Origin of the sequence: Enterobacter kobei (genome assembly GCF_001729765.1) — a bacterium.
Taxonomy (GTDB): domain Bacteria; phylum Pseudomonadota; class Gammaproteobacteria; order Enterobacterales; family Enterobacteriaceae; genus Enterobacter; species Enterobacter kobei.
Map to the genome: position 1 here is coordinate 703,165 of NZ_CP017181.1, position 22,967 is coordinate 726,131.

General features: G+C 55.5%; 20 protein-coding genes. 17 read left to right on the forward strand and 3 right to left on the reverse strand.

Features of this window, described 5'->3' with window-relative positions; all coding sequences use genetic code 11:
- Window positions 1–5: 5 nt before the first annotated feature.
- From BFV64_RS03350 to mutT, 16 genes are all read left to right on the forward strand, one after another.
- Window positions 6–1,772 carry a peptidoglycan glycosyltransferase FtsI gene (locus tag BFV64_RS03350; protein WP_014882539.1) on the forward strand — a complete coding sequence of 589 codons (1,767 nt, stop codon included), beginning with the start codon at window positions 6–8 and terminating at the stop codon, window positions 1,770–1,772.
- Window positions 1,759–3,246 (forward strand): UDP-N-acetylmuramoyl-L-alanyl-D-glutamate--2,6-diaminopimelate ligase, encoded by a 1,488-nt coding sequence (murE, locus tag BFV64_RS03355; protein WP_045134569.1) that lies wholly within the window; start codon window positions 1,759–1,761, stop codon window positions 3,244–3,246. Before BFV64_RS03350 ends, murE begins: the two co-directional genes overlap by 14 nt.
- Window positions 3,243–4,601 (forward strand): UDP-N-acetylmuramoyl-tripeptide--D-alanyl-D-alanine ligase, encoded by a 1,359-nt coding sequence (murF, locus tag BFV64_RS03360; protein ID WP_045134570.1) that lies wholly within the window; start codon window positions 3,243–3,245, stop codon window positions 4,599–4,601. Before murE ends, murF begins: the two co-directional genes overlap by 4 nt.
- Window positions 4,595–5,677, forward strand: coding sequence for a phospho-N-acetylmuramoyl-pentapeptide-transferase (gene mraY, locus BFV64_RS03365; RefSeq protein ID WP_008501985.1), 1,083 nt, complete (start codon window positions 4,595–4,597; stop codon window positions 5,675–5,677). Before murF ends, mraY begins: the two co-directional genes overlap by 7 nt.
- A 2-nt stretch (window positions 5,678–5,679) precedes the next feature.
- Entirely contained in the window at window positions 5,680–6,996 is a 1,317-nt protein-coding gene (gene murD / locus BFV64_RS03370; RefSeq protein WP_045134571.1) for a UDP-N-acetylmuramoyl-L-alanine--D-glutamate ligase, read from the forward strand.
- The gene (gene ftsW, locus BFV64_RS03375; RefSeq protein WP_014882543.1) at window positions 6,996–8,240 is read left to right on the forward strand and encodes a cell division protein FtsW; all 1,245 of its coding nucleotides are present in this window, start codon (window positions 6,996–6,998) and stop codon (window positions 8,238–8,240) included. Before murD ends, ftsW begins: the two co-directional genes overlap by 1 nt.
- On the forward strand, window positions 8,237–9,301 hold the full coding sequence (gene murG, locus BFV64_RS03380; protein ID WP_045134572.1) for an undecaprenyldiphospho-muramoylpentapeptide beta-N-acetylglucosaminyltransferase: 1,065 nt from the start codon (window positions 8,237–8,239) through the stop codon (window positions 9,299–9,301). Before ftsW ends, murG begins: the two co-directional genes overlap by 4 nt.
- 56 nt (window positions 9,302–9,357) lie before the next feature.
- Complete coding sequence (gene murC, locus BFV64_RS03385) at window positions 9,358–10,833, forward strand: UDP-N-acetylmuramate--L-alanine ligase (RefSeq protein WP_014882545.1); 1,476 nt, start codon at window positions 9,358–9,360, stop codon at window positions 10,831–10,833.
- On the forward strand, window positions 10,826–11,746 hold the full coding sequence (locus BFV64_RS03390; RefSeq protein ID WP_049010314.1) for a D-alanine--D-alanine ligase: 921 nt from the start codon (window positions 10,826–10,828) through the stop codon (window positions 11,744–11,746). Before murC ends, BFV64_RS03390 begins: the two co-directional genes overlap by 8 nt.
- Window position 11,747: 1 nt before the next feature.
- A complete protein-coding gene (gene ftsQ / locus BFV64_RS03395) occupies window positions 11,748–12,590 on the forward strand; it encodes a cell division protein FtsQ (RefSeq protein WP_014882547.1) in 843 nt (280 codons plus the stop codon).
- Complete coding sequence (gene ftsA / locus BFV64_RS03400; RefSeq protein ID WP_006173845.1) at window positions 12,587–13,843, forward strand: cell division protein FtsA; 1,257 nt, start codon at window positions 12,587–12,589, stop codon at window positions 13,841–13,843. Before ftsQ ends, ftsA begins: the two co-directional genes overlap by 4 nt.
- 63 nt (window positions 13,844–13,906) lie before the next feature.
- Window positions 13,907–15,058: a cell division protein FtsZ gene (ftsZ, locus tag BFV64_RS03405; protein WP_008501978.1), complete on the forward strand. Its 1,152-nt coding sequence runs from the start codon at window positions 13,907–13,909 to the stop codon at window positions 15,056–15,058.
- A 101-nt stretch (window positions 15,059–15,159) separates the two neighbouring features.
- Entirely contained in the window at window positions 15,160–16,077 is a 918-nt protein-coding gene (lpxC, locus tag BFV64_RS03410; RefSeq protein ID WP_014882548.1) for a UDP-3-O-acyl-N-acetylglucosamine deacetylase, read from the forward strand.
- A gap of 279 nt (window positions 16,078–16,356) precedes the next feature.
- Window positions 16,357–16,860 (forward strand): secA translation cis-regulator SecM, encoded by a 504-nt coding sequence (secM, locus tag BFV64_RS03415; RefSeq protein ID WP_072251792.1) that lies wholly within the window; start codon window positions 16,357–16,359, stop codon window positions 16,858–16,860.
- 58 nt (window positions 16,861–16,918) lie between these two features.
- Entirely contained in the window at window positions 16,919–19,624 is a 2,706-nt protein-coding gene (gene secA, locus BFV64_RS03420; protein ID WP_014882550.1) for a preprotein translocase subunit SecA, read from the forward strand.
- A 57-nt stretch (window positions 19,625–19,681) separates the two neighbouring features.
- On the forward strand, window positions 19,682–20,074 hold the full coding sequence (mutT, locus tag BFV64_RS03425; protein ID WP_014882551.1) for an 8-oxo-dGTP diphosphatase MutT: 393 nt from the start codon (window positions 19,682–19,684) through the stop codon (window positions 20,072–20,074).
- Between the two features lie 33 nt (window positions 20,075–20,107).
- Here mutT and yacG read toward each other — a convergent pair whose 3' ends face one another.
- The 3 genes from yacG to coaE are packed head-to-tail and all read right to left on the reverse strand — an operon-like array spanning window position 20,108 to window position 21,675.
- Window positions 20,108–20,302 carry a DNA gyrase inhibitor YacG gene (gene yacG, locus BFV64_RS03430; RefSeq protein WP_014882552.1) on the reverse strand — a complete coding sequence of 65 codons (195 nt, stop codon included), beginning with the start codon at window positions 20,300–20,302 and terminating at the stop codon, window positions 20,108–20,110.
- 9 nt (window positions 20,303–20,311) lie between these two features.
- Entirely contained in the window at window positions 20,312–21,055 is a 744-nt protein-coding gene (gene zapD, locus BFV64_RS03435) for a cell division protein ZapD (protein ID WP_045281049.1), read from the reverse strand.
- On the reverse strand, window positions 21,055–21,675 hold the full coding sequence (gene coaE, locus BFV64_RS03440) for a dephospho-CoA kinase (protein WP_023332085.1): 621 nt from the start codon (window positions 21,673–21,675) through the stop codon (window positions 21,055–21,057). The genes zapD and coaE overlap by 1 nt, the downstream gene beginning before the upstream one ends.
- Window positions 21,676–21,903: 228 nt before the next feature.
- Here coaE and BFV64_RS03445 point away from each other — a divergent pair, with 228 nt between their 5' ends.
- The gene (locus tag BFV64_RS03445) at window positions 21,904–22,947 is read left to right on the forward strand and encodes a GMP reductase (RefSeq protein ID WP_045134574.1); all 1,044 of its coding nucleotides are present in this window, start codon (window positions 21,904–21,906) and stop codon (window positions 22,945–22,947) included.
- The last annotated feature ends 20 nt before the right edge of the window (window positions 22,948–22,967 follow it).

Genomic DNA, 22,967 nt, shown 5'->3' on the forward strand with positions numbered 1-22,967 from the left:
GACGCATGAAAGCAGCGGCAAAAACGCTAAAACCAAAACGTCAGGAAGAACAGGCCAACTTTGTCAGTTGGCGTTTTGCGTTGCTTTGCGGCTGCATTTTACTGGCGCTGGGTTTCCTGCTGGGACGTGTGGCGTGGTTGCAAATCATCGCCCCTGACATGCTGGTACGTCAGGGTGATATGCGCTCTCTACGTGTGCAGGAAGTGTCGACATCACGTGGGATGATCACTGACCGTTCTGGTCGCCCGCTGGCCGTGAGTGTGCCGGTAAAAGCGATTTGGGCCGACCCGAAAGAGCTGCACGACGCCGGTGGCATTACGCTGGACAACCGCTGGAAAGCGTTGTCAGATGCCCTGAAAATGCCGCTGGATCAGCTGGCTTCCCGCGTTAACGCCAACCCGAAAGGGCGTTTTATCTATCTGGCGCGTCAGGTTAACCCTGACATGGCGGACTACATTCGTAAACTGAAGCTGCCGGGCATTCATCTGCGTGAGGAATCCCGTCGTTATTATCCGTCCGGCGAAGTAACCGCTCACCTCATCGGCTTCACTAACGTCGATAGCCAGGGGATTGAGGGCGTTGAAAAAAGCTTCGATAAGTGGCTCACCGGCCAGCCGGGCGAGCGCATTGTGCGTAAAGACCGCTATGGGCGCGTCATCGAAGATATTTCCTCTACGGACAGCCAGGCGGCACACAACCTGGCACTGAGTATCGACGAGCGCTTGCAGGCGCTGGTTTATCGCGAGCTGAACAACGCCGTAGCGTTCAACAAAGCGGAGTCTGGCAGTGCCGTGCTGGTTGATGTCAGCACCGGCGAAGTGCTGGCGATGGCTAACAGTCCGTCCTACAACCCGAATAACTTTACCGGTACCGCAAAAGATGCGATGCGTAACCGGGCAATTACCGACGTGTTCGAACCTGGCTCCACGGTGAAACCGATGGTGGTGATGACGGCGCTTCAGCGCGGCATCGTCAATGAAAACACGGTTCTGAACACGATCCCTTACCGTATCAACGGCCACGAGATTAAAGACGTGGCGCGCTACAGCGAATTGACCCTGACCGGGGTGTTACAGAAGTCGAGTAACGTCGGTGTTTCAAAGCTGGCGTTAGCGATGCCGTCCTCAGCGTTAGTAGAGACTTACTCACGTTTTGGACTGGGAAAGGCGACCAATTTGGGGTTGGTCGGAGAACGCAGTGGCTTATATCCTCAAAAACAACGGTGGTCTGACATAGAGAGGGCCACCTTCTCTTTCGGCTATGGGCTAATGGTAACTCCGTTACAGTTAGCGCGAGTCTACGCAACGATTGGCAGCTATGGCGTCTATCGCCCGCTGTCAATTACCAAAGTTGATCCACCGGTTCCGGGCGAGCGTATCTTCCCGGAATCCATCGTTCGTACCGTTGTGCACATGATGGAAAGCGTGGCGCTGCCCGGCGGCGGCGGCGTGAAGGCGGCGATCAAAGGCTATCGCATTGCCATTAAAACCGGTACAGCGAAAAAGGTGGGGCCAGACGGCCGCTACATCAACAAATACATTGCCTATACCGCAGGCGTAGCGCCTGCAAGCAATCCGCGTTTTGCGCTGGTGGTCGTCATAAACGATCCGCAGGCGGGTAAATACTACGGCGGCGCCGTCTCCGCGCCTGTGTTCGGAGCTATCATGGGCGGCGTTTTACGCACCATGAACATTGAACCGGATGCGCTGGCGACGGGCGAAAAAAGTGAATTTGTAATTAATCAAGGCGAGGGTACAGGTGGCAGATCGTAATTTGCGCGACCTTCTCGCTCCGTGGGTGCCAAATGCACCGGAGCGAGCACTGCGAGAGATGGTACTGGACAGCCGCGTTGCGGCTTCTGGCGATCTTTTTGTGGCGGTGGTCGGTCATCAGGCGGACGGGCGTCGTTATATCCCGCAGGCGATTGCGCAAGGTGTTGCTGCCATTATTGCTGAGGCCAAAGATGAGGCAACCGACGGTGAGATCCGTGAAATGCACGGTGTGCCGGTTATCTATCTCAGCCAGTTGAATGAACGTCTTTCCGCTCTGGCAGGACGTTTTTATCACGAACCTTCCGACCAGTTGCGTCTGGTTGGCGTGACGGGCACGAACGGAAAAACCACCACCACGCAGTTGATGGCGCAATGGGCCCAGTTGCTGGGTGAAACCGGCGCGGTAATGGGCACCGTGGGTAACGGCCTGCTGGGCAAAGTCAGCCCAACAGAAAACACCACCGGCTCGGCAGTTGACGTACAGCATGTTCTTGCCGGTCTGGCAGGGCAGGGGGCAACCTTTGCCGCGATGGAAGTTTCTTCGCACGGTCTGGTACAGCATCGTGTTGCGGCGCTGAAGTTTGCCGCCTCTGTGTTTACCAACCTGAGTCGCGATCATCTTGATTATCATGGTGATATGGAGCATTACGAGGCCGCGAAATGGCTGCTGTTCTCTACTCACCATTACGGACAAGCCATCATCAACGCCGACGACGAAGTGGGCCGCCGCTGGCTGGCGAAGCTGCCGGATGCGGTTGCGGTGTCGATGGAAGACCATATCAATCCGAACTGCCACGGCCGCTGGCTGAAGGTGGTTGAGGTGAATTATCACGACAGCGGGGCGACAATCCGCTTTGCCTCTTCCTGGGGTGAAGGTGAAATTGAAAGCCGCCTGATGGGCGCCTTTAACGTCAGCAATCTGCTGCTGGCCCTGGCAACGCTGCTGGCGCTGGGTTATCCGATGGCTGAACTGCTGAAAACCTCAGCGCGTCTGCAGCCTGTATGCGGCCGTATGGAAGTGTTCAGCGCGCCGGGCAAGCCGACCGTGGTTGTCGATTATGCCCACACGCCGGATGCGCTGGAAAAAGCGCTGGAAGCGGCGCGCCTGCACTGCACAGGGAAGCTCTGGTGCGTGTTTGGCTGCGGCGGCGATCGCGATAAAGGCAAACGCCCGCTGATGGGCGCGATTGCGGAACAGTTCGCGGATATTCCGGTAGTAACCGATGACAACCCGCGCACGGAAGAGCCGCGCGCCATCATCAACGACATTCTGGCGGGCATGCTGGACGCCGGTCGCGCCCGCGTGGTGGAGGGCCGTGCGGAAGCCGTGACCAACACCATCATGCAGGCCAAAGAAAATGATGTGGTTCTGCTGGCAGGTAAAGGCCACGAAGATTATCAGATTGTTGGCAATCGTCGTCTGGACTACTCCGACCGCGTAACGGCAGCGCGTCTGCTGGGAGTCGTCGCATGATTAGCATCACCTTAAGCCGGGCCGCTGCGGTACTGCACGGCGAACTGTTGGGTCCAGATCTGACCATTGACGCGGTAACCACCGACACCCGCAAAGTGACCGCGGGTTGTCTGTTTGTGGCGCTGAAAGGCGAGCGTTTTGACGCGCATGATTTTGCCGGGCAGGCTAAAGAAAACGGCGCAGGCGCGCTGCTGGTCAGCCGTAAACTCGATATCGAACTGCCGCAAATTGTAGTGAAAGATACGCGTCTCGCCTTCGGTGAACTGGCCGCCTGGGTTCGTCAGCAGGTGCCAGCTCGCGTTGTCGCGCTAACCGGATCATCAGGCAAAACGTCAGTGAAAGAGATGACGGCGGCGATCCTCAGCCAGTGCGGCAATACACTTTATACCGCGGGCAACCTCAATAATGACATCGGCGTGCCGATGACATTACTTCGCCTGACCAACGAACATGAATTTGCGGTGATCGAGTTAGGGGCAAACCACCAGGGGGAAATCGCCTGGACCGTGAGCCTGACGCGCCCGGAAGCGGCGCTGGTGAATAACCTGGCGGCGGCACATCTGGAAGGCTTTGGCTCGCTGGAAGGCGTGGCGAAAGCGAAAGGCGAGATCTACACCGGTCTGCCCGCTGACGGTATTGCCATTCTCAATGCCGACAACAACGACTGGCTGAACTGGCAGAACATCATTGGCTCGCGTAAAACCTGGCGCTTCTCGCCGAATGCGGCCAACAGTGATTTTACCGCGACCAATATTCATGTGACGTCGCACGGTACAGAGTTCACGCTCACGACCCCAACGGGTGACGTAGACGTGCTGTTACCGCTGCCGGGTCGCCATAACATCGCCAATGCGCTTGCGGCTGCGGCGTTGTCGACGGCCGTGGGCGCGTCGCATGAGGCGATTAAAACCGGGCTGGCAACGTTAAAAGCCGTGCCGGGACGCCTGTTCCCGATCCCGCTTGCGGAAAACAAGCTGCTGCTGGATGACTCTTATAACGCGAACGTTGGCTCAATGACGGCGGCGGTGCAGGTGTTATCTGAAATGCCGGGCTACCGCGTCATGGTGGTCGGCGATATGGCCGAGCTGGGCGACGAAAGCGAAGCCTGTCATATCCAGGTCGGGGAAGCGGCGAAAGCGTCAGGGCTGGACTGTGTGCTGAGCGCAGGAAAACTGAGCGAGGCGATTAGCCGTGCCAGCGGCGTTGGCGAACATTTTGCCGATAAAGCTGCGTTGATTGAGCGCCTGAAGGCGTTGATTACAGAAAAACAAATTGTGACTGTGTTAGTGAAAGGTTCACGTAGTGCCGCCATGGAAGAGGTTGTGCACGCATTACAGGAGAACGGGACATGTTAGTTTGGCTGGCCGAACACTTGGTCAAATATTATTCAGGCTTTAACGTCTTTTCCTATCTGACGTTTCGTGCCATCGTCAGCCTGCTGACTGCGCTGTTCATCTCATTGTGGATGGGCCCGCGCATGATTGCCCGTCTGCAAAAACTCTCTTTCGGCCAGGTGGTGCGTAACGACGGTCCTGAGTCGCACTTCAGTAAACGCGGTACGCCGACCATGGGCGGGATTATGATCCTGACTGCAATCGTTGTCTCCGTGCTGCTGTGGGCGTATCCGTCTAACCCATACGTCTGGTGCGTGCTTACCGTGCTGGTGGGCTATGGGATCATTGGTTTTGTGGATGATTACCGCAAAGTCGTTCGCAAAGATACTAAAGGCCTGATTGCCCGCTGGAAGTACTTCTGGATGTCGGTGATCGCGCTTGGTGTGGCCTTCGCGCTCTATCTGGCAGGAAAAGACACGCCCGCGACCGAGCTGGTGGTGCCGTTCTTTAAAGACGTCATGCCGCAGCTGGGGCTGTTCTATATCCTGCTGGCCTACTTTGTGATCGTCGGCACCGGCAACGCCGTCAACCTGACCGATGGCCTGGATGGTCTGGCCATTATGCCAACCGTCTTTGTGGCGGCCGGTTTTGCACTGGTGGCGTGGGCGACCGGTAACATGAACTTTGCTAACTACCTGCACATCCCTTATCTGCGACACGCGGGTGAGCTGGTGATCGTCTGTACGGCGATTGTCGGCGCGGGGCTGGGCTTCCTGTGGTTCAACACCTATCCGGCGCAGGTCTTTATGGGCGACGTCGGTTCTCTGGCGCTGGGCGGCGCACTGGGCATCATCGCCGTGCTGCTGCGTCAGGAGTTCCTGCTGGTGATCATGGGCGGTGTGTTTGTGGTCGAGACCCTGTCGGTGATTTTGCAGGTCGGCTCCTTCAAGCTGCGCGGTCAGCGCATCTTCCGTATGGCGCCGATTCATCACCACTATGAACTGAAAGGCTGGCCGGAGCCGCGCGTGATTGTGCGCTTCTGGATTATTTCGCTGATGCTGGTGCTAATTGGCCTGGCAACGCTGAAGGTACGTTAATCATGGCAGATTACCAGGGCAAAAAAGTCGTTATCATCGGGTTGGGCCTTACCGGCCTTTCCTGCGTGGACTTTTTCCTTGCGCGTGGCGTGACGCCGCGCGTGATGGATACGCGTGTCTCTCCGCCGGGTCTGGACAAGCTGCCGGAACAGGTTGAACGCCACCTTGGTGGTCTGAATGATGACTGGCTGCTGGCCGCCGATCTGATTGTCGCCAGCCCGGGGATGGCGCTGGCGCACCCTTCACTCAGCGCTGCGGCTGATGCGGGGGTGGAGATTGTCGGTGATATCGAGCTGTTCTGCCGTGAAGTGCAGGCGCCCGTTATTGCGATTACCGGTTCTAATGGTAAAAGCACCGTCACCACTCTGGTGGGCGAAATGGCGAAAGCCGCAGGCATGAACGTCGGCGTGGGCGGTAATATCGGTCTGCCCGCACTGATGCTGCTGGACAAAGGCTGCGAGCTGTATGTCCTTGAGCTTTCCAGCTTCCAGCTGGAAACCACCTCCAGCCTGCGCGCAGCTGCCGCGACGATCCTTAACGTGACCGAAGATCATATGGACAGGTACCCATTTGGTCTTCAGCAGTACCGCGCCGCCAAGCTGCGCGTGTATGAAAATGCCAAAGTCTGCGTGGTTAATGCCGATGATGCGCTGACCATGCCGGTGCGCGGCGCGGACGATCGCTGCATTAGCTTCGGTATCACCATGGGGGATTATCATCTGAACCGTCAGTTGGGTGAAACCTGGCTGCGCGTGAAAGGTGAGAAAGTGCTGAACGTGAAAGAGATGAAGCTCTCCGGCCAGCATAACTACACAAATGCTCTGGCAGCACTGGCGCTGGCGGATGCTGTTGGCCTGCCGCGCTCTTCCAGCCTGAAAGCGTTAACCACGTTTTCCGGTCTGGCGCACCGTTTCCAGCTGGCGCTGGAGCACAACGGCGTGCGCTGGATTAACGACTCCAAAGCCACCAACGTGGGAAGTACGGAGGCCGCGCTGAACGGTCTGCATGTTGACGGTACCCTGCATCTGCTGTTGGGCGGTGACGGCAAATCCGCTGATTTCTCCACCCTGAAGCCGTATCTTTCAGGCGATAACATCCGCCTGTACTGTTTCGGTCGTGACGGCAGCGAGCTGGCTGAATTACGCCCGGAGATTGCCGAGCAAACTGAAACGATGGAACAGGCGATGCGGCTGATCGCCCCGCGCGTGAAGCCGGGGGATATGGTGCTGCTCTCTCCAGCGTGCGCGAGTCTCGATCAGTTTAAGAATTTCGAACAGCGTGGCGATATCTTTACTCGCCTGGCGAAGGAGTTAGGCTGATGCGTTTATCTCTCCCTCGCCTGAAAATGCCGCGCCTGCCAGGATTTGGAATTCTGGTGTGGCTGTTTGCGGCACTTAAAGGCTGGGTGATGGCTTCGCGGGAAAAAGACTCCGATAGCCTGATTATGTACGACCGCACCCTGTTCTGGCTTACGCTGGGGCTGGCGGCGATCGGCTTTATCATGGTGACCTCGGCCTCGATGCCCGTCGGACAGCGTCTGGCTAACGATCCTTTCCTGTTCGCCAAGCGTGACGGGCTGTACATCATTCTGGCGTTCTGTCTGGCGCTGGTGACGCTTCGTCTGCCGATGGCATTCTGGCAGCGGCACAGTACGGCGATGCTGATTGCGTCAATTATCATGCTGCTGATCGTACTGGTTGTCGGGAGCTCCGTTAACGGGGCATCGCGCTGGATTGCGTTTGGCCCGCTGCGTATTCAGCCGGCCGAATTCACCAAGCTTTCGCTGTTCTGCTACCTGGCGAACTACCTGGTGCGTAAGGTCGACGAAGTGCGTAATAACCTTCGCGGCTTCTTAAAACCGATGGGCGTAATTCTGGTGCTCGCGATCCTGCTGCTGGCGCAGCCTGACCTCGGTACCGTGGTGGTGCTGTTTGTCACGACGCTGGCGATGCTTTTCCTGGCAGGGGCCAAGCTGTGGCAGTTCATCGCCATCATCGGAATGGGGATTTCAGCGGTAGTGCTGCTGATCCTCGCCGAGCCTTACCGTATCCGCCGTGTGACCTCGTTCTGGAACCCATGGGAAGATCCGTTCGGCAGTGGTTATCAGCTGACGCAGTCGCTGATGGCGTTTGGTCGCGGTGAGGTTTGGGGGCAAGGGCTGGGTAACTCGGTACAGAAACTGGAGTATTTACCGGAAGCGCACACTGACTTCATCTTCTCCATTATTGGGGAAGAACTGGGTTATATCGGTGTGGTATTGGCGCTATTAATGGTATTCTTCGTCGCTTTCCGCGCCATGTCGATTGGCCGAAAAGCGCTGGAGATCGATCACCGCTTCTCAGGTTTCTTAGCCTGTTCAATTGGGATCTGGTTTAGCTTCCAGGCACTGGTTAACGTCGGCGCCGCAGCGGGTATGCTGCCGACCAAAGGTCTGACGTTGCCGTTGATCAGTTATGGTGGTTCGAGTCTGTTGATCATGTCGACGGCCATTATGTTTTTGTTACGCATAGATTATGAGACGCGTCTGGAGAAAGCCCAGGCGTTTACACGAGGTTCACGATGAATCAACCGAAGCGGTTAATGGTGATGGCAGGCGGTACCGGCGGACATGTGTTCCCGGGGCTGGCGGTTGCGCACCATTTAATGGAGCAGGGCTGGCAGGTACGCTGGCTGGGAACCGCAGACCGCATGGAAGCCGATCTGGTACCGAAGCACGGTATTGAGATCGACTTTATTCGTATTTCCGGCCTTCGTGGCAAAGGTCTTAAGGCGCTGCTGCTGGCTCCGGTGCGTATTTTTAACGCCTGGCGTCAGGCACGCGCCATCATGAAGCGTTTTAAGCCTGATGTGGTACTGGGCATGGGTGGCTACGTCTCTGGCCCAGGCGGGTTGGCTGCGTGGTCACTAGGTATTCCCGTCGTACTGCATGAGCAGAACGGTATTGCCGGTCTGACCAACAAGTGGCTGGCGAAAATCGCCACCAAAGTTATGCAGGCGTTTCCCGGTGCGTTCCCGAAAGCGGACGTGGTGGGTAACCCGGTGCGTGTGGATGTGCTGGCGCTGCCGCTGCCGGACACCCGCCTGACGGGGCGTGAAGGACCGGTACGCGTTCTGGTTGTGGGCGGCTCTCAAGGGGCGCGCATTTTAAACCAGACGATGCCGCAGGTGGCTGCAAAGCTGGGTGATGCCGTGACCATCTGGCATCAAAGCGGGAAAGGCGCGCAACAGACCGTTGAGCAGGCTTACGCCGCTGAAGGCCAGCCGCAGCACAAAGTGACCGAATTTATTGACGATATGGCTGCAGCCTATGCCTGGGCCGATGTCGTGGTTTGCCGCTCTGGCGCACTGACGGTAAGCGAAATCGCTGCCGCCGGTTTGCCCGCGGTGTTTGTCCCGTTCCAGCATAAAGACCGACAGCAGTACTGGAACGCGCTGCCGCTTGAGAAAGCCGGTGCGGCGAAGATATTTGAACAGCCACAATTTACCGCCGACGCGGTCGCCACTACCCTGGCGGGCTGGAACAGAGATGCATTGCTGGAGATGGCACAACGCGCGCGCGCGGTGGCAATCCCGGATGCGACTGAACGGGTGGCAAAAGAAGTGAGCCTGGCAGCCCAGGCTTAACCCTCGCAGCGCGTGTTGCGCTGCACGAATTTTAAGTAGTCGATGGCGTTTAGAGAATGAATACACAACAACTGGCAAAACTGCGTTCAATCGTGCCCGAGATGCGTCGCGTCCGGCACATTCACTTTGTTGGCATCGGTGGTGCTGGCATGGGCGGTATTGCCGAAGTGTTAGCTAACGAAGGTTATCAGATCAGCGGGTCTGACCTGGCGCCAAACCCTGTTACGCAGCAACTGGCGTCGCTTGGGGCGACTATCTATTTCAACCATCGCCCTGAAAACGTGCGCGATGCAAGCGTGGTGGTGGTATCGAGCGCTATCTCCTCTGACAACCCGGAAATCGTTGCCGCGCATGAAGCGCGCATTCCGGTGATCCGCCGTGCTGAAATGTTGGCGGAACTGATGCGTTTTCGTCACGGCATCGCGATTGCCGGGACCCACGGTAAAACCACGACCACTGCGATGGTTTCCAGTATTTATGCCGAAGCGGGTCTCGACCCGACGTTCGTCAATGGCGGTCTGGTCAAAGCCGCAGGCGTGCACGCGCGTCTGGGTCACAGCCGTTACCTGATTGCGGAAGCAGATGAGAGCGATGCGTCGTTCCTGCATCTGCAGCCGATGGTGGCGATTGTCACCAATATCGAAGCCGACCATATGGATACCTACCAGGGCGACTTTGAGAATTTAAAGCAGACCTTTATCAACTTCCTTCACAACCTGCCGTTTTATGGCCGCGCGGTGATGTGTGTGGATGACCCGGTCATCCGCGAACTGCTGCCGCGAGTGGGGCGTCAAATCACCACTTACGGCTTCAGTGAGGATGCTGACGTTCGCGTGGAAGAGTACAAACAGGTTGGTGCGCAGGGGCACTTCACGCTGGCGCGTCAGGACAAAGAGCTGCTGCACGTTACGCTGAATGCGCCAGGGCGTCATAACGCCCTCAACGCCGCAGCGGCGGTGGCGGTGGCGACAGAAGAAGGCATCGATGATGAAGCGATCCTGCGCGCCCTGGAAAGCTTCCAGGGCACTGGACGTCGTTTCGATTTCCTCGGTGAATTCCCGCTGGAGGCAGTAAACGGTAAAGCCGGCACCGCTATGCTGGTGGATGACTACGGCCACCATCCAACCGAAGTGGACGCGACCATCAAAGCTGCACGCGCTGGCTGGCCTGAAAAAAATCTTGTCATGATCTTCCAGCCGCACCGCTATACGCGCACCCGCGATCTGTATGATGATTTCGCCAGCGTACTGTCACAGGTGGATACGCTGCTGATGCTGGATGTTTATGCAGCGGGCGAAACTCCGATTCCGGGGGCTGACAGTCGTTCTTTGTGTCGCACGATTCGCGGACGCGGTAAAGTTGACCCTATTTTGGTTTCTGACCCGGTACAGGTGGCGGAAATTCTGGCACCTGTGCTGACCGGTAACGATCTGATTCTGATCCAGGGTGCGGGAAATATCGGCAAAATCGCCCGTACCTTAGCTGAAATCAAACTGAAGCCGCAAACTCAGGAGGATGAGCATCATGGCTGATAAGATTGCTGTCCTGTCTGGCGGCACGTCCGCCGAGCGCGAGGTTTCTCTGAATTCCGGCGCTGCCGTACTGGCGGGTCTGCGTGAAGGGGGCGTCAATGCGCACCTGGTCGATCCAAAAGAGGTCGACGTGACGCAGTTAAAAGCAATGGGCTTCGATAAAGTCTTTATCGCATTACATGGCCGTGGCGGAGAAGACGGAACCCTGCAAGGGCTTCTGGAGTTGATCGACATGCCGTACACCGGCAGCGGCGTGATGGCGTCTGCCATCTCTATGGATAAACTGCGCAGTAAGTTACTGTGGCAGGGCGCGGGGCTACCGGTTGCACCGTGGGTGGCGCTGACGCGTCGCGAATTTGAATTGGGCCTGTCTGACAGCGTTAATACACGCATTGCGGCACTGGGCTTACCGGTTATTGTAAAGCCGAGCCGGGAAGGGTCGAGCGTAGGAATGTCAAAAGTCGATAAAGCTGAAGATTTAGCGTCGGCTTTAGCATTGGCATTTCAACACGATGAAGAAGTTCTGATTGAAAAATGGCTCAGCGGGCCGGAATTTACCGTCGCGATGCTTGGCGAAGAAATTTTACCGTCAATTCGCATCCAACCCGCCGGAGTCTTCTATGATTATGAGGCGAAGTATCTCTCTGATGAGACGCAATATTTCTGCCCTTGTGGTCTGGAAGCTGAGCGTGAAGCGGATTTACAGTCCCTGGTGCTTAAAGCCTGGAATATTCTTGGGTGTCGCGGCTGGGGACGCATTGATGTGATGCAGGACAGTGACGGGCAATTTTACCTGCTGGAAGCCAATACCTCTCCGGGAATGACCAGCCATAGCCTTGTGCCGATGGCTGCGCGTCAGGCAGGAATGAGCTTCTCTCAGTTAGTCGTACGTATTCTGGACCAGGCGGGCTGATATGTCTCAGGCTGCATTGAACACGCGCAACCGCGATGACGAAGAAGAATATGCTTCTTCACGCCGGAGTAATGGAACGCGTCTTGCAGGGATTATTTTCCTGCTCGGGGTGCTGTGCACCGTGTTTATCAGCGGCTGGATGGTGCTGGGCTGGATGGAAGATGCGCAGCGGTTGCCTCTGTCAAAGCTGGTGGTGACCGGCGAGCGTCACTACACGCGTAACGATGATATTCGCCAGTCAATTCTGGCGCTGGGATCGCCCGGCACCTTTATGACTCAGGACGTCAATATTATTCAGAGTCAGATTGAACGTCTGCCCTGGATAAAACAGGCGAGTGTCAGAAAGCAATGGCCTGATGAATTGAAGATTCATCTGGTTGAATATGTGCCCATTGCGCGTTGGAATGATCAGCATATGGTTGACGTAGACGGAAATTCCTTCAGCGTCCCATCCGATCGTGTCAACAAGCAAAATTTACCGATGTTGTATGGCCCCGAAGGTAGCGAAAACGAAGTCTTGCAGGGTTTTCGTGAAATGGGTCAGGTGCTGGCGAAGGACAGGTTTACGTTAAAAGATGCTGCAATGACGGCGCGCCGCTCCTGGCAGCTGACGTTGACGAACGGCATTAAGCTCAACCTGGGGCGCGGCGACACAATGAAACGTCTGGCGCGTTTTGTAGAACTTTACCCGGTTTTACAGCAGCAGGCGCAGACGGACGGCAAACGGATAAGCTACGTTGATTTGCGCTATGACTCAGGCGCAGCAGTCGGTTGGGAGCCGGCTCCGGTCGAGGAACCTAATCAGCAACAGAATCAGGCACAGGTACAGGCAGAACAACAATGATCAAGGCGACGGACAGAAAACTGGTAGTTGGACTGGAGATTGGCACCGCTAAGGTTGCCGCTTTAGTAGGGGAAGTTCTGCCCGACGGTATGGTCAATATCATTGGCGTGGGCAGTTGCCCGTCCCGTGGTATGGATAAAGGTGGGGTAAATGACCTTGAGTCGGTGGTGAAATGCGTGCAGCGCGCCATCGATCAGGCTGAATTAATGGCGGATTGCCAGATTTCTTCTGTCTATCTGGCCCTTTCTGGCAAGCACATCAGCTGCCAGAACGAAATCGGTATGGTGCCGATTTCCGAAGAAGAAGTGACGCAGGAAGACGTTGAAAACGTGGTGCATACGGCGAAGTCCGTGCGCGTGCGCGATGAACATCGTGTACTGCACGTGATCCCGCAGGAATATGCGATCGACTATCAGGAAGGGATTAAAAACCCGGTCGGTCTGTCTGGCGTGCGTATGCAGGCAAAAGTGCACCTGATCACATGTCACAACGATATGGCGAAGAACATTGTAAAAGCCGTTGAACGTTGTGGCCTGAAAGTTGACCAACTTATTTTCGCCGGTCTGGCGGCAAGTTATTCCGTGCTGACCGAAGACGAACGTGAACTCGGTGTCTGTGTGGTCGATATTGGTGGTGGTACAATGGACATGGCTGTCTATACAGGCGGTGCGCTGCGCCACACCAAAGTGATCCCTTATGCCGGGAACGTTGTGACCAGCGATATCGCATACGCTTTTGGTACGCCACCGAGCGATGCAGAAGCGATTAAAGTGCGCCACGGCTGTGCGCTGGGTTCAATTGTTGGCAAAGATGAGAGCGTTGAAGTGCCGAGCGTGGGCGGTCGTCCGCCGCGCAGCCTGCAACGTCAGACGCTGGCAGAGGTGATTGAGCCGCGTTATACCGAGCTGCTCAACCTGGTCAACGAAGAGATTTTACAGTTACAGGAACAGCTTCGTCAGCAAGGTGTGAAACATCATCTCGCGGCGGGGATTGTATTAACCGGCGGGGCAGCGCAAATTGAAGGTCTTGCGGCCTGCGCTCAGCGCGTGTTCCATACGCAGGTGCGTATTGGTGCGCCGCTGAATATTACCGGTTTAACGGATTATGCTCAGGAGCCGTACTATTCGACGGCTGTGGGCCTGCTCCACTACGGGAAGGAATCTCATCTCAGTGGTGAAGCAGAAGTGGAAAAACGCGTTTCAGTGGGGTCGTGGGTCAAACGACTGAACAACTGGCTGCGAAAAGAGTTTTAATTTTTTTAAGAGACCGGAGAGAATTAGCGGTCTCGGGCGACAGGCACAACGGAGAGAGAAATTATGTTTGAACCTATGGAACTGACCAACGACGCGGTGATTAAAGTCATCGGCGTCGGTGGCGGCGGCGGTAACGCCGTAGAGCATATGGTGCGTGAACGCATTGAAGGTGTTGAATTCTTTGCAGTTAACACCGATGCGCAGGCACTGCGTAAAACAGCAGTTGGCCAGACTATCCAGATCGGCGGTGGCATCACCAAAGGGCTGGGCGCTGGGGCAAACCCGGAAGTCGGTCGCAACGCGGCTGAAGAAGATCGTGAAGCCCTGCGTGCTGCACTGGAAGGTGCAGACATGGTCTTCATCGCAGCAGGTATGGGCGGCGGTACGGGTACCGGTGCAGCACCTGTTGTCGCAGAAGTCGCTAAAGATTTAGGTATCCTGACCGTTGCTGTCGTGACCAAGCCTTTCAACTTTGAAGGCAAGAAGCGTATGGCTTTCGCGGAGCAGGGTATCACCGAACTGTCCAAGCATGTGGACTCACTGATCACCATCCCGAACGACAAACTTTTGAAAGTTCTGGGTCGCGGTATCTCCCTGCTGGACGCCTTCGGCGCGGCAAACGACGTGCTGAAAGGCGCGGTTCAGGGTATCGCCGAACTGATTACCCGTCCTGGCCTGATGAACGTTGACTTTGCAGACGTTCGTACCGTGATGTCCGAAATGGGCTATGCGATGATGGGCTCTGGCGTGGCAAGCGGTGAAGACCGTGCAGAAGAAGCGGCTGAAATGGCTATCTCTTCTCCACTGCTGGAAGATATCGACCTGTCTGGTGCGCGCGGCGTGCTGGTCAACATTACCGCTGGCTTTGACCTGCGTCTGGATGAGTTCGAAACCGTGGGTAACACTATCCGTGCGTTCGCCTCTGACAATGCCACCGTGGTAATTGGTACGTCTCTCGACCCGGAAATGAACGACGAGCTGCGTGTAACTGTTGTTGCCACCGGTATCGGTATGGACAAGCGTCCTGAGATCACCCTGGTGACCAACAAACAGACTCAGCAACCGGTAATGGATCGTTACCAGCAGCACGGTATGTCTCCTCTGACTCAAGAGCAGAAACCGGCCGCAAAAGTGGTGAACGACCCTACGCCGCAAACGGCGAAAGAGCCAGATTATCTGGATATCCCGGCGTTCCTGCGTAAGCAAGCTGACTAAGAATTGGCTGGAATTTGGGGATTTGCGCTCTTTGTGCTAAACTGGCCCACCGTTAGTGATATACACTTTCGGTTGGATAGTTAATTTGGCGAGATTATACGATGATCAAACAAAGGACACTTAAACGTATCGTTCAGGCGACGGGTGTCGGTTTACATACCGGCAAGAAAGTCACACTGACGTTACGCCCTGCGCCGGCCAATACCGGGGTCATCTATCGTCGCACCGACTTGAATCCACCGGTAGATTTTCCGGCCGATGCCAAATCTGTGCGTGATACTATGCTCTGTACTTGTCTGGTGAACGAGCATGACGTGCGGATTTCTACCGTAGAGCACTTGAACGCCGCCCTGGCGGGTCTGGGTATCGACAACATTATGGTTGAAGTCGATGCGCCAGAAATCCCGATTATGGATGGCAGTGCTGCTCCGTTCGTTTATCTGTTGCTGGATGCCGGCATCGAAGAACTGAACTGCGCGAAGAAATTTGTTCGCATCAAAGAGACCGTTCGTGTCGAAGATGGCGACAAGTGGGCTGAATTCAAACCGTACAATGGTTTCTCGTTGGACTTTACCATCGACTTTAACCATCCGGCGATTGATGCCAGCACCCAACGCTATGCGATGAACTTCTCTGCTGATGCGTTTATGCGCCAGATTAGCCGCGCACGTACGTTTGGCTTCATGCGTGATATCGAATATCTGCAGTCCCGCGGCTTGTGCCTGGGCGGCAGCTTCGATTGTGCCATCGTTGTTGACGATTATCGCGTACTGAACGAAGACGGCCTGCGTTTTGAAGACGAATTCGTGCGTCACAAAATGCTGGATGCGATCGGCGACCTGTTTATGTGTGGTCATAACATCATTGGTGCATTCACCGCGTTTAAATCCGGTCATGCACTGAACAACAAACTGTTGCAGGCAGTCCTGGCAAAACAGGAAGCCTGGGAATATGTGACCTTTGAAGACGAAGCGGAACTGCCGCTGGCCTTCAAAGCACCAAGCACGGTTCTGGCTTAACGGTTCACACCGTTTCGTAAAAAATCGACTGGTTAACCTGGTACTCTCTCCGACCAGGAAGACCAGTCGTTTTTATTTTTACCCGTCTTCGTTTGCCTCAGCATTCTCTCTTGTTTGTCTTGCGCAGAAAATGTGTGCGTTAGCTGCATTCTTGACCGTTTTTCCCTGCAACGATGCCTCATTCCTGCTGTTGTGTTGCGGCATTAGTGGTAATATCTGGGCGCTTAAAAAAAATAACTGAATTTAGCCTGTAACTGGCGGGCTTATGTGGTGGAGCAAGTGAGCGGAATACTGACGCGCTGGCGACAATTTGGCAGACGATACTTCTGGCCGCATCTCTTATTGGGGATGGTCGCGGCGAGTTTCGGCTTGCCTGCGCTCAGCAACAGTGCCGAAGCGGCGACGCCAGCGAAAACCTCCACAACCAAGCACGATCTCAACACGCGGGTTAACTTTACTAACCTCGCGTGGCTTGAAGCCAGTCGTCGCCCGAATTTCTCCGTTGATTACTGGCACCAGCACGCTATTCGCACGGTCATTCGTCATCTGTCATTTGCGATGGCGCCGCAGACAATGCCTGTTGCCGAAGAGACGTTGCCGGTACAGGCGCAGCACCTTGCCCTGCTGGATACGCTCAACGCGTTGCTCACGCAGGACAGCCAGCCGCCGGTCATGGTTCGCCAGACGGCGCAAACTGTGCTCGCTCCGCCAGTCTCATTCTCTGTATCAACCTGGATTAGCCAGGCCCACGGCATCCGCGCCGGGCCGCAACGCCTCAGCTAAATTAACTTTTTCAATACCTTAATTTATCTGCCCACGATGGGGCGTTTGAGAATTTATTATGCTAATCAAATTATTAACTAAAGTTTTTGGTAGTCGTAACGATCGTACACTGCGCCGTATGCGCAAAGCTGTCGCTGTCATCAACGGTATGGAACCGGCGATGGAGAAGCTCTCCGATGACGAGCTGAAAGCAAAAACCGTGGAATTCCGCGCGCGTCTGGAAAAAGGGGAAACCTTAGAAAGCCTGATCCCGGAAGCCTTCGCCGTAGTGCGTGAAGCGAGTAAACGTGTGTTTGGCATGCGTCACTTCGACGTTCAGCTGCTGGGTGGTATGGTGCTTAACGAGCGCTGCATCGCGGAAATGCGTACTGGTGAAGGTAAAACCCTGACCGCAACATTGCCGGCTTACCTGAACGCGCTGACCGGTAAAGGCGTTCACGTGGTTACCGTCAACGACTATCTGGCCCAGCGTGACGCCGAAAACAACCGTCCACTGTTCGAATTCCTCGGCATGACGGTCGGCATCAACATGTCCGGCCTGCCTGCGCCAGCCAAGCGTGAAGCGTATAACGCGGACATCACCTACGGCACCAACAACGAATACGGCTTCGACTACCTGCGTGACAACATGGCCTTCAGCCCTGAAGAGCGCGTCCAGCGTAAACTGCACTACGCGCTGGTGGATGAGGTGGACTCCATCCTGATCGATGAAGCGCGTACCCCGCTGATCATCTCCGGCCCTGCCGAAGACAGCTCTGAGATGTACCGCAAAGTCGACAAAATCATTCCGCACCTGCTGCGTCAGGAGAAAGAAGACTCCGACACCTTCCAGGGTGAAGGTCACTTCTCCGTTGATGAAAAAGCGCGCCAGGTGAACCTGACCGAGCGCGGTCTGGTGAAAATTGAAGAGCTGCTGGTCGCTGAAGGCATTATGGAAGAGGGGGAGTCCCTGTACTCTCCGAGCAACATCATGCTGATGCACCACGTAACGGCTGCACTGCGCGCCCACGCGCTGTTCACCCGTGACGTCGACTACATTGTGAAAGACGGCGAAGTCATCATCGTCGATGAACACACCGGCCGTACCATGCAGGGACGTCGCTGGTCTGACGGTCTGCACCAGGCTGTGGAAGCCAAAGAAGGTGTGGATATTCAGAATGAAAACCAGACCCTGGCGTCCATCACCTTCCAGAACTACTTCCGTCTGTACGAGAAGCTGGCGGGCATGACCGGTACTGCTGATACCGAAGCGTTTGAATTCAGCTCCATCTACAAGCTGGATACCGTTGTCGTTCCAACCAACCGTCCAATGATCCGTAAGGATATGCCGGACCTGGTGTACATGACCGAAGCGGAAAAAATTCAGGCAATCATCGAAGATATTCGCGACCGTACTGCCAATGGGCAGCCGGTTCTGGTGGGGACCATCTCCATCGAGAAATCCGAAGTGGTTTCCAATGAGCTGACGAAAGCAGGCATTAAACACAACGTTCTGAACGCTAAGTTCCATGCTAAAGAAGCGGATATCGTTGCTCAGGCGGGTTATCCGGCTGCCGTGACCATCGCTACCAACATGGCGGGTCGTGGTACCGATATTATGCTGGGCGGTAGCTGGCAGGCTGAGGTTGCTGAGCTGGAAAACCCAACGCCAGAACAGATTGCACAAATCAAAGCCGACTGGCAGGTACGTCACGACGCGGTTCTGGCTTCCGGTGGTTTGCACATTATTGGTACCGAGCGTCACGAATCTCGTCGTATCGACAACCAGCTGCGTGGCCGTGCGGGCCGTCAGGGGGATGCCGGTTCTTCTCGCTTCTACCTGTCTATGGAAGATGCGCTGATGCGTATTTTCGCCTCCGACCGCGTGTCCGGCATGATGCGTAAACTTGGCATGAAACCAGGCGAAGCCATCGAGCACCCGTGGGTCACTAAAGCGATTGCCAACGCGCAGCGTAAAGTGGAAAGCCGCAACTTTGATATTCGTAAGCAGCTGCTGGAGTATGATGACGTCGCGAACGATCAGCGTCGTGCGATCTACACCCAGCGTAACGAACTGCTGGACGTGTCCGACGTGAGCGAAACCATCAACAGCATTCGCGAAGATGTGTTCAAAGCGACCATTGACGGGCATATTCCACCGCAGTCTCTGGAAGAGATGTGGGATATCGAAGGCCTGCAGGAACGTCTGAAGAACGACTTTGACCTCGATCTGCCTATCAAAGAGTGGCTGGACAAAGAGCCTGAGCTGCACGAAGAGACGCTGCGCGAACGTATCTTTGAAACCGCGCTGGACGTTTATAAGCGTAAGGAAGAAGTGGTTGGCGCTGAGATGATGCGTCACTTCGAAAAAGGTGTGATGCTGCAGACGCTGGACTCCCTGTGGAAAGAGCACCTGGCGGCAATGGACTACCTGCGTCAGGGTATTCACCTGCGTGGCTATGCGCAGAAAGATCCAAAGCAGGAGTACAAGCGTGAATCCTTCTCCATGTTTGCGTCTATGCTGGAGTCGCTGAAGTATGAAGTGATCAGCACCCTGAGCAAAGTTCAGGTACGTATGCCGGAAGAAGTGGAAGCGATGGAACAACAGCGTCGTGAAGAAGCTGAGCGTCTGGCGCAGATGCAACAGCTGAGCCACCAGACTGACGAGAGCGAAGCTGCAGCGGCGATCGCCGCGCAGACTGGCGATCGTAAAGTGGGTCGTAACGATCCGTGCCCGTGTGGTTCCGGTAAAAAATATAAGGCCTGCCACGGCCGTCTGAGCTAAGTTCATAAGACAATGAAAAGGCGCAGATATCTGCGCCTTTTTTATGGAAGTGACAATATGAAAATACTGCAAATTGCCGTCGGGATTATTCGCAACCCGCAAAACCAGATCTTCATTACCCAGCGCGCTGCCGATGCCCATATGGCGAACAAATGGGAGTTTCCCGGTGGAAAAATCGAATCAGGGGAGACGCCGGAAGAGGCGCTGGTGCGTGAGCTTCAGGAAGAAGTAGGGATTACGCCAGTTGGCGCAACGCTGTTCGATAAGCTCGAATACCAGTTTCCGGACAGGCACATCACGCTTTGGTTCTGGCTGGTCGAAAACTGGGAAGGCGACCCCTGGGGAAAAGAGGGGCAACCCGGTAACTGGGTGGAGCTTCAGGCCAGTGATGCCGATAAATTCCCACCGGCAAATGCGCCCGTCATATCCCGACTGACGGACGACCTGTAGGCCTGCTAAGCGAAGCGCCAGCAGGCTTTAAAGCTATTGCTGCTCTTCACTCCAGTCATCGCTGTCCGAGAGATCGCCTTTGCTCGGAATGCGTTTCTCTTCCGCCGCCCATTCTCCCAGGTCAATTAACTGACAGCGCTTGCAGCAGAATGGACGGAACGGACTCATTTCGCCCCATACAACGGTTTTACCGCAGGTGGGGCAGTTTACGGTGGTCACTTCAGACATCGGCACTCCTTAACAACAGGCCAGTTCAAAATCGAGGCGTTCCGGCACGGTGCCATTCTCGCTGTCCAGAGGCATAAAGCGGATCGCAAAACGACTCTTATGCCCGGAAATCTGTGGGTAAAGCTGCTCGCGGAGCGATAAATTCAGACGCAGAAGATCGGCATCATCGCCGTTATCCTGATAGAAACCGTTCAGGCTGGTTTGCTTGCGGAACGGCGCCGAGTTACGGATGAGGTCGAGAATTAGCGACAGCGTCTGGTGCATGGGGGCGAGACTTTCCAGCCAGCTGTTCACCTGCGCATCACGCTGTGCTTGCGGCATATGCAGCCACATATGCAGCGTTGGCAGGTCGAAACTACAGCAGCCACCAGGAATACTCAGGCGCTGGCGCACCAGGCCGATCAGCCGATCTTCTCGCAAAAATTGCCCGACACGAGGTGCGGCCATCAGCGTACTGCTGCTGTTTTTAAGCTGCTGACGAAGTGAATCAATGCGGCTCTGATCCACGCCCGGCACTTCGGCCCAGGCCTGTAATTTACGCTGCTGGCGCTCCAGTTCTTTCAGAAGCTCTGTGCGGACGTCGCCCCGCTCAATGACATCCAGCAGATCCCCCACGTTGCGGAAGAAGTGCAACGCAGTGGCATGATCGCTGACGGGCAAATGTTGTGAAAGTTGTTGAATCAGAAATTCGATACGCAGCCAGGTACGCATTTTTTCGTTGAGCGGATGCTCAAAAAGGATGTGGGTCGACATTATGGTTTTTCCTGTGCAACGGCCTGCGCGGCGAACGCCAAATACTGCGCATGCAGGCGGGCAACATCCGATGCAATGGCATCTGGTGCGCCGTTATTATCAATAACATCATCCGCAACGGCAAGGCGCTGAGCGCGCGTGGCCTGAGCGGCAAGAATTTGTTCAGCCTGTTCGCGCGAGACACGATCGCGCGTCACGGTGCGCTGGATTTGCGTTTCAGGCGAGACATCAATGACCAGCACCCGATCGGCTTTATTGTGCAGCTGATTCTCTACCAGAAGCGGAACCACCCACAGAACATACGGCGAGCGGGCTGCGGCAATTTGACGCTGAGTTTCCTGGTGGATAATGGGGTGGAGCAGGGCATTAAGCCAGAGTTTTTCCGCAGAATCGGAAAAAATGCATTCTCGTAGCTTGCGGCGATTTAGCGTGCCATCTGCACTGATAATTGCCGGACCAAAATGGTTTTCGATGGCTTTTAGCGCGGGTGTATTGGGCTCTACCACCTGACGGGCAATGATATCGGCATCAATAATCGTGATACCCAGACGAGAAAATGCGTCCGCAACGGTACTTTTGCCACTACCGATGCCGCCGGTTAATGCGACGATATACCCCATTAAATCAAATCCTGGGAATTATTCATTATTAAAATCAGTTGGTTAAATTTCAAACGTGCTTCAGCCACTGTTTAGCCCTGTTTACCGGCTTTTTACCAGGTAAATTTATAGGATTGTAGCGTAAAAAAAGAGAATTTCGCAGTCTTGCGGAGCAGGTATTAGTGCGTATGATAGCGTCACTGGAGTTGTGCTTTTAACATATTTGCCTCTAACCCCAGGAATCCGCACATGCGTATCGAAGAAGATCTGAAGTTAGGTTTCAAAGACGTTCTTATCCGCCCTAAACGCTCTACACTGAAAAGTCGCTCAGACGTTGAACTCGAACGTCAATTCACCTTTAAACATTCCGGTCAGACCTGGTCTGGCGTGCCGATTATCGCCGCCAATATGGATACGGTGGGCACCTTCGGGATGGCAACCGCCCTGGCGCAGTTCGATATTCTCACCGCAGTGCACAAACACTACAGCCCGGAAGAGTGGAATGCGTTTGTTGCATCCGCCTCTGAGGATGTGGTGAAGCATGTGATGGTCTCCACCGGCACCTCTGATGCCGATTTCGAGAAGACCAAACAGATCCTGAATGCGAACCCGGCGCTCAATTTTGTGTGTATTGATGTGGCGAACGGTTACTCCGAGCATTTCGTGCAGTTCGTCAGCAAGGCGCGTGAGGCCTGGCCAACGAAAACCATCATCGCGGGCAACGTGGTGACCGGTGAAATGTGTGAAGAGCTGATCCTCTCCGGTGCCGACATCGTGAAAGTGGGCATTGGCCCGGGCTCCGTATGCACCACGCGCGTCAAAACCGGCGTTGGGTATCCGCAGCTGTCCGCCGTTATCGAATGTGCCGATGCGGCGCATGGCCTGGGCGGCCAGATCATCAGTGACGGCGGTTGCACCATGCCGGGCGATGTGGCGAAGGCGTTTGGCGGCGGCGCAGACTTCGTGATGCTCGGCGGTATGCTGGCCGGTCATGAAGAGAGCGGCGGCACCGTGGTGGAAGAAAACGGTGAGAAATTCATGCTGTTCTACGGTATGAGCTCTGAGTCTGCAATGACCCGTCACGTTGGTGGTGTGGCAAAATACCGTGCGGCAGAAGGCAAAACCGTGAAGCTGCCTCTGCGTGGCCCGGTTGAAAACACCGCGCGCGACATCCTGGGCGGCCTGCGCTCAGCCTGTACCTACGTGGGTGCCTCCCGTCTGAAAGAGTTGACGAAACGTACGACGTTTATTCGCGTTCAGGAGCAGGAAAACCGCGTTTTCAATAGCCTGTAATGGTTTTCGCTGGCGCATGT

Coding starts and splice junctions, on each gene's coding strand:
- BFV64_RS03350 (WP_014882539.1), top strand. CDS start 6: ATGAAAGCAGCGGCAAAAACGCTAAAACCAAAACGTCAGGAAGAACAG.
- murF (WP_045134570.1), top strand. CDS start 3,243: ATGATTAGCATCACCTTAAGCCGGGCCGCTGCGGTACTGCACGGCGAA.
- mraY (WP_008501985.1), top strand. CDS start 4,595: ATGTTAGTTTGGCTGGCCGAACACTTGGTCAAATATTATTCAGGCTTT.
- murD (WP_045134571.1), top strand. CDS start 5,680: ATGGCAGATTACCAGGGCAAAAAAGTCGTTATCATCGGGTTGGGCCTT.
- ftsW (WP_014882543.1), top strand. CDS start 6,996: ATGCGTTTATCTCTCCCTCGCCTGAAAATGCCGCGCCTGCCAGGATTT.
- murG (WP_045134572.1), top strand. CDS start 8,237: ATGAATCAACCGAAGCGGTTAATGGTGATGGCAGGCGGTACCGGCGGA.
- murC (WP_014882545.1), top strand. CDS start 9,358: ATGAATACACAACAACTGGCAAAACTGCGTTCAATCGTGCCCGAGATG.
- BFV64_RS03390 (WP_049010314.1), top strand. CDS start 10,826: ATGGCTGATAAGATTGCTGTCCTGTCTGGCGGCACGTCCGCCGAGCGC.
- ftsQ (WP_014882547.1), top strand. CDS start 11,748: ATGTCTCAGGCTGCATTGAACACGCGCAACCGCGATGACGAAGAAGAA.
- ftsA (WP_006173845.1), top strand. CDS start 12,587: ATGATCAAGGCGACGGACAGAAAACTGGTAGTTGGACTGGAGATTGGC.
- ftsZ (WP_008501978.1), top strand. CDS start 13,907: ATGTTTGAACCTATGGAACTGACCAACGACGCGGTGATTAAAGTCATC.
- lpxC (WP_014882548.1), top strand. CDS start 15,160: ATGATCAAACAAAGGACACTTAAACGTATCGTTCAGGCGACGGGTGTC.
- secA (WP_014882550.1), top strand. CDS start 16,919: ATGCTAATCAAATTATTAACTAAAGTTTTTGGTAGTCGTAACGATCGT.
- mutT (WP_014882551.1), top strand. CDS start 19,682: ATGAAAATACTGCAAATTGCCGTCGGGATTATTCGCAACCCGCAAAAC.
- yacG (WP_014882552.1), bottom strand. CDS start 20,302: ATGTCTGAAGTGACCACCGTAAACTGCCCCACCTGCGGTAAAACCGTT.
- zapD (WP_045281049.1), bottom strand. CDS start 21,055: ATGTCGACCCACATCCTTTTTGAGCATCCGCTCAACGAAAAAATGCGT.
- coaE (WP_023332085.1), bottom strand. CDS start 21,675: ATGGGGTATATCGTCGCATTAACCGGCGGCATCGGTAGTGGCAAAAGT.
- BFV64_RS03445 (WP_045134574.1), top strand. CDS start 21,904: ATGCGTATCGAAGAAGATCTGAAGTTAGGTTTCAAAGACGTTCTTATC.